Genomic DNA, 6,000 nt, shown 5'->3' with positions numbered 1-6,000 from the left:
TGGATGATATTACGTTTCCACTCACGTTTGAGGTGTATAAACCCAGAGAGCGACTCAATCCGACAGACCGCTATCGGACTAAACCGGAGATCGCCGCTGCCATGATTCGGGAGTTGTGTGCCTTAGGCTTTGAATTTGATTTGGTCTTGGCTGATAGCCTATATGGTGAAAGTGGCAGTAATTTTGTGCGAGTTCTACAAGAGCTGCACCTACCCTATGTCCTTGCCATCCGCTCTAACCATGGCGTTTGGTTGCCCAAAGACCAACACGTTCGCCACAACCATTGGCGACAATATACCCGTACATTCTCAGACGGAAAAACAGAGAAACGCTATATTCGTGAGATTATCTATGGCAAACGACGAACCATTCGTTACTGGGAACTGACGACCGATAAAGAAACCTTGCCACCCGCATCTACTTGGATGGTAATGACGTGTGTGGAGAATCTTACATACAAACACGTGGGCGATCTCTATGGGTGTCGGAATTGGGTTGAATATGGCTTGAAACAGAGCAAGAATGAACTCGGTTGGGCCGATTTCCGGGTGACCCATTATGCTCAAATTGAAAAGTGGTGGGAATTGGTTATGAGTGCCTATTTAATGGTGACGCTCTACACACCACCCCTGCGACCGGAAGGAAGCCTTCCTCCAGAACACACTGACTCAACGGTGTTCTCATCGTTTCTCAAGCATCGGTATTGGGAGGATGGAGAGGGTTGGAAGAGTTGGCTAAACAATCTACGTTTAATTCTGCTTCCTTGGGTCAGTTTTAATTTACTTAAGCCTTGGGTAGAGATTTTCTCTATTCCCCAGTTAATGGAAGGGTTTGAATGCTTGATTGCAATGATGAACCAATTCCCAGGGATAGCCATTCCAATACAAGAGAGTTCTCCTTGACATTTCTCTGGCTAGAGTCATTAAAGAGCGATAAGTATAAGCTAGCCCACTCACTCATGACTTGTTTGGGCTTTGCATTGAGGTCGGATGCAATCTCGTCAATAGATCGACCGGCTTTAAGATCTCTAAGAAGGTTTTGTTGACTGCTGTTTAGAGTTGACCAATATGCTTGCCACTGTGTCGTGGTTAGACCTAAGTCGTGGTCTTTTAAGGATGCCTTTAAGCGACTGAAAACAAGATCAGGCTGATCTTTAAGGGTGAAGATACGCCGAAAATGGGGCCAGTGAGCAACCTACATTTGATACTGTTCAAAAACTCTATTCCAAAGTGAGTAAGAAATTATCTGGCAAAGACAAACAGTTCACTCGCAAAATGCAGGTGCGTATTAATCGTATTGATGAAGCGCTGCGGGAGTTGCTTGCTGAGCTGGATTAGTTTACGCCTGTGGTTGTTGTCGGATGCGATCGCTATTCCGACGCTGATCCAAATAGGCCTGACTCGGATGCCTGTAACGTGTCATAGAAACTTTCTTTCGCCTTTAATTCCAAGGCTCGTTTGGTGTACCGCCCAAACACCCCCATGGACTTAATCCGCATTAGCCTGCGCACAAATTCAGGATTCATGCCCTCCAAAATTAGCTGAGTCCCAAACGTATGGCGCAGCTGGTGAGGATGAATCTGTGTATCCAGTTCCGCTAACTCAGCCAAATCCTTGATGCAGTTGTACACACCCTTGTAGCCCATCCGCTGCCCGCGATTCCGATTAGATAAGCTAATAAACAAAGGCGCATCAGCACTCGTATCAAATCCCTCGTTTAGACACCATCCCAGGTAGCTATCCAATGCCCCGCAGGCTTGAGCTGATAACGGCACAATCCCATCGCTACCCCACTTAGCCCCTTGAATAGAAATAGACTGATTGCCATAGTCCCCCACAGTACGCGCTGCCACCTCATTTGCCCGTAACCCATGCTTTAGCAGCTCAAAGATTGCCCGGTCTCGGGTGTAGCGTTCACCCCGAAACGGCAATATCGCTTCCAAGGTCTGGATAATGGATACCTCCAAATCCTTAACCTGGCTTGGGGCCTCCGTCACTTTCTCAAGGCTCAAGGCCGGATTGTACTGAATCAGTCGTTTGGCCGTCAGCCACTTAAAGAAACTCTGAATCGATGCCAGCGCCTGGTTGATACTAGCTGGGGATAATGTTTCATCTAATGACTTGGCCTTAGGCGTTGTTTTTAGATGAGTTTTATAGCGAGTTAAATCCTGCTCTATAACATCTGGCCATCCCTTTCCGGCTAACCACCGCTGAAATTGACGCAGCTGACGAGTGTAGGTTTTCTGTGTACTGGGTCTTAACTCCCGATCTTCAAGAAACCGATCCACCCAATCCGACTCATGAATTACCTGAGGGGCTACAGCCTCTTTAGGCCTGCCATCTTGGAACTCAATAAATGTGGGTTGTGGATCGGATTTAGCCATGGGGTGCTGCCATACTAATACAAAAGTATTAGAGATGTTCTTAAATAGTCATGTGGCTGAACGGAGTTTTAGGAAAGTGGATTTTGTAGGATCGAGCGCGCCTCTTCCAATGCCTTGGCCGCCGTCATCAGCTGTGTCCGAGTTTTGACCAACTGATTGCGTCGCTCAATTCCCGCCTGTGCTTCCCGATGGCGTGGCTCACCCGTTTTACCCAGATGAATGTGCCGTACCAATCGTTGCTGTGCCTGGGGCTGAAACATTTCCCTATGGGCCGCCAGTTTGTTGTACCAATAGGTACCGTAAGGCCGCTTAACAGCATAAGCATGAACTTCCGTTCCCTCAGGAGCAATATACTGTTTGCTGTCCGGTTCTAGCTGAGCGAATTGAGTTTCCAACTCAGTTATGGCTTCCTGGAGTGTCTCCATCAGTGGCACAATTCCCAGCGAACCCAGGTCCTGAGGGTTGCCCCGCTGTCGTAACATTAGTGTGGCTGCCGAGTTAGCCGACATCGGTACCGAATGCTGTGCCTGTGCTTCATCACCCACTTGAAGATTAACGGTTTCACCCTCTTCATTCGACTTAGCAAGTTCTGAACAAGCCACTAAATTAGGACACTGAGCCGCTAATAATCCCGGTGTTTGAGTAATCGCCTCACAGGAAAAACTAAACGGACAATACTTTCGGCTCATCGATTATTCTAGCTGCTTAATTAAACTATTTAGCTAGAACTAAGTTTGAAAGATAGGTGCCCATGGTGAGCACCTCCAGTAATGAATCGTTAAATCCCTAGACCGTTATGCATCTTTAACCCGTTCTTTGAAAGCCTTCCCAGCAGAAAACGCAGGCACAGTCGTCGCTGGAATTTTAATCACCTCACCCGTTTTAGGATTACGTCCATCTCGGGCCTTACGGTCCCGTGGCTCAAAACTACCAAAGCCAATCAGAGTTACTTTCTCCCCTTCCGAAACGGTCTCCATCACCGTATCAATAGTGGCTGATACCACGTTATCGATGACATTCTTAGGTAGCTCAGTAGAAGATGCCACAGCATCAATCAATTCACCTTTGTTCATAGTAGGCAAGCTTAGAACAGCTCAATTCGTTATAAGACAGCTCATATTAGACCATAGAGGCCACTTGTGGGCCACATACTTGAACCCACTACTTTGCATCTTGTACCCCAAAAATACCAACCTCTGCGCATATTCCATTTCAGCAGTTTCAGGAATGCGGTTCGCCAAACAGAACGACGGAGCAGGTAAAGGTATCAATCACCTGATGAGTGACATCGCTGACGGCCAGACCGCCTGCAGTGCGGCGACGCATCGAGCGCAAAATCACGAGATCCACATGGCGAGCAGCGGCCAAAATGACGGCAGCCGGATCATCATGGCGGACACATTTGATACCGTACTCGACCTGGTCTCCCTCAGCCATAACCGCGCGCAGTTGGCCTTTGAAACGTTGAAGGTCTTGGGCGGGACGAATGCGATCGCTGACGTGGAGCAAGGTAATAGAGGCCTCATGAGTAGCCGCAAACACTTGCCCAAACCGGATTGTGTGGATGGTTTGCGGGGTCATAATCTTAACGGGAATCAAGATGCGTTTTAGCTCAATCGGAGCTTTTTTCAAACGAGTCATCACAACCGGGCAGTGAGAGGCCCAAAGCACATTGTCGATGACGCTGCCCAAAAGGCGCGCCCGCAACCCTTCGGTCTGACTGCGGCCCATCACCACGAGTTGCGCATCATACTCACGGGTGGTGCGGCTGATGCCCTGGGCAATATCGTCGTCGATGCGGATTTGCGGGCGGGCTTCGGTGCCGACGGCATCACTGATGGCTTGGGCCGCTTGCAGAATTTTCTGGTGATGGGTTAAAGCCTTCAGCAATTGCGGATCGTCCATGTGTGCATGGGCGGGGGCGATCGCCAGCGGCACCACATAGCCTTTTTCATGTTGGGCAATGAAGGCGGCCATCTCAACCAAATAACGCTGCGTTGAAATATTTGACAACGGGACGACCACAACAAACGGCTTTGACGGTGTCCCCGCCGGTTCGAGCCAGTCATCCGTGCCATCGGTGATTAACGGCCCGGCGGGGAGGGGCAATTGACTGGCAAAGCGGCTAGTCGTCGTCGAACCCACCAGGGACGTGACCAACATCAGCACAATCACCGCGTTGAATACCGGAGCGGTGATCAGCCCCACCTGCAACCCAACTAAAGCGGCGGCCAATGTGGCGGCTACCTGGGGCAAAGACAGTGACCACATGGTCAAGATTTGCATGGGGCTATAGCGAAACCAGAGGCCCGCGATCGCCGCTGCCAAAAACTTGGCCAACAATAATACGAGCACAATGCCGACGGTCAAACCCAGGCGATCGGTGAGCGCTTCGATAAAAATCGGCACATCGAGCAGCAATCCCATGCAGACAAAAAAGAACGGAATGAACAGGACGCTGCCAACAAATTCCACCTTTTCTTTCACCGGGCCATCGCCCACCACGCCATTAACCGCTAAGCCCGCGAGAAATGCGCCCACGACCTTGTCGACGTTAATTGTCTGTGCCCCGACCGCCGCCAAAAACACCGCTAGCAGCACGAATAAAAATTGATTGCCCTGTTCACTGCCGGTACGGCGAAAGTAGAGCCGACCGGCCCAGTTCAGGCCAAAGAGCACGGCCGCAGTGTAAACTGCTAAACCCACCATTTGCAATGTCAGCGAGAACGGCGAAAAGTCACCCCCCTGTAGGGAGGCACACACCGCCAGTACCAGTAACGCCGCAATATCGGTAAAAATCGTCGCACCGACCGTGACGGTAACTGACTCGTCGTGGGTGACGCCCAGTCGCATTATGATGGGATACGCCAACAGGGTGTGAGACGACATTAGTGAGCCAATAAGCACTGCCGCCACCCAGCCAAACCCCGTCCAGCGACCCAACAAAATGCCCCCCATTAGGGGAATGGCAAAGGTGAGGAAGCCAAATTTCATGGCGCGATCGCGGTTGCGACTAAATTCCTTCAGGTCAATCTCCAAGGCGGCCACAAACATGAGATAAACCTTGCCCACATCAGCAAAGAGCTTTTCGATATCGCCCGCTGGGTCAAGTAGTCCTAAAACACTGGGTCCCAGCACCACCCCGGCAAACAAAAGCCCGACTAAGCCGGGCAATCGCAACCGCTCAAACAAAGGCGGTAGAGTCAGGCTCACCAACAACAACGTGGTAAACGCCACCAAAGGATTATCAATGATCAATTCCCTGAGTCCATCCACGGCAGTACCTCCTTTCAGTTGAGAAAGCCGCAAAACTATTCCATTCTCTGTCCTTAACGCTTGATGTGAAAATCTCTTGGACCACCTTAGGAGCAATCGTAAGGTGGGCAAAATCAGTAGACTCGAAATCAAAGCACAGATTTCTCAATATTTGCCCACTCTACAACTCATTTCGCCTGCCGCTCAATTCAGTTGTTAATCTGAAATTGCCTATTTGCGGGGCATGCAGCTATTCCAAGCGAATCATGTCCCCAGTTGATTAGTTGCCGCCGGAAGCAAACGATCAATAAAATAGGAGCTATTTAAATCACTGCTGTGCAACCGTTTTAAGAGAAATTGGA

At 49.9% G+C, this 6,000-nt stretch carries 5 protein-coding genes; 1 reads left to right on the top strand and 4 read right to left on the bottom strand.

Annotated elements, in window-relative coordinates:
• Positions 1-902: IS4 family transposase (locus N836_RS66650; protein ID WP_023075889.1), on the top strand; the 902-nt coding region annotated here is incomplete at its 5' end.
• 467 nt (positions 903-1,369) lie between these two features.
• On the opposite strand, the gene N836_RS66645 is transcribed toward N836_RS66650, so the two are convergent.
• The 4 genes from N836_RS66645 to N836_RS66635 all read right to left on the bottom strand — a co-directional run bounded on the left by N836_RS66645 (position 1,370) and on the right by N836_RS66635 (position 5,659).
• Positions 1,370-2,383 (bottom strand): tyrosine-type recombinase/integrase, encoded by a 1,014-nt coding sequence (locus N836_RS66645; RefSeq protein ID WP_023075887.1) that lies wholly within the window; start codon positions 2,381-2,383, stop codon positions 1,370-1,372.
• A gap of 68 nt (positions 2,384-2,451) precedes the next feature.
• A complete protein-coding gene (locus tag N836_RS0139395; RefSeq protein ID WP_023075886.1) occupies positions 2,452-3,072 on the bottom strand; it encodes a hypothetical protein in 621 nt (206 codons plus the stop codon).
• Between the two features lie 105 nt (positions 3,073-3,177).
• Positions 3,178-3,456, bottom strand: coding sequence for an HU family DNA-binding protein (locus N836_RS66640; protein ID WP_023075885.1), 279 nt, complete (start codon positions 3,454-3,456; stop codon positions 3,178-3,180).
• A 148-nt stretch (positions 3,457-3,604) separates the two neighbouring features.
• The gene (locus N836_RS66635) at positions 3,605-5,659 is read right to left on the bottom strand and encodes a cation:proton antiporter domain-containing protein (protein WP_023075884.1); all 2,055 of its coding nucleotides are present in this window, start codon (positions 5,657-5,659) and stop codon (positions 3,605-3,607) included.
• Between the last annotated feature and the right edge of the window lie 341 nt (positions 5,660-6,000).

Source organism: Leptolyngbya sp. Heron Island J (assembly GCF_000482245.1).
Taxonomy (GTDB): Bacteria; Cyanobacteriota; Cyanobacteriia; order Phormidesmidales; family Phormidesmidaceae; genus Leptothoe.
Note: the sequence above shows the minus strand (reverse complement) of the source record. Positions and strands in the feature narration are given on the sequence as shown.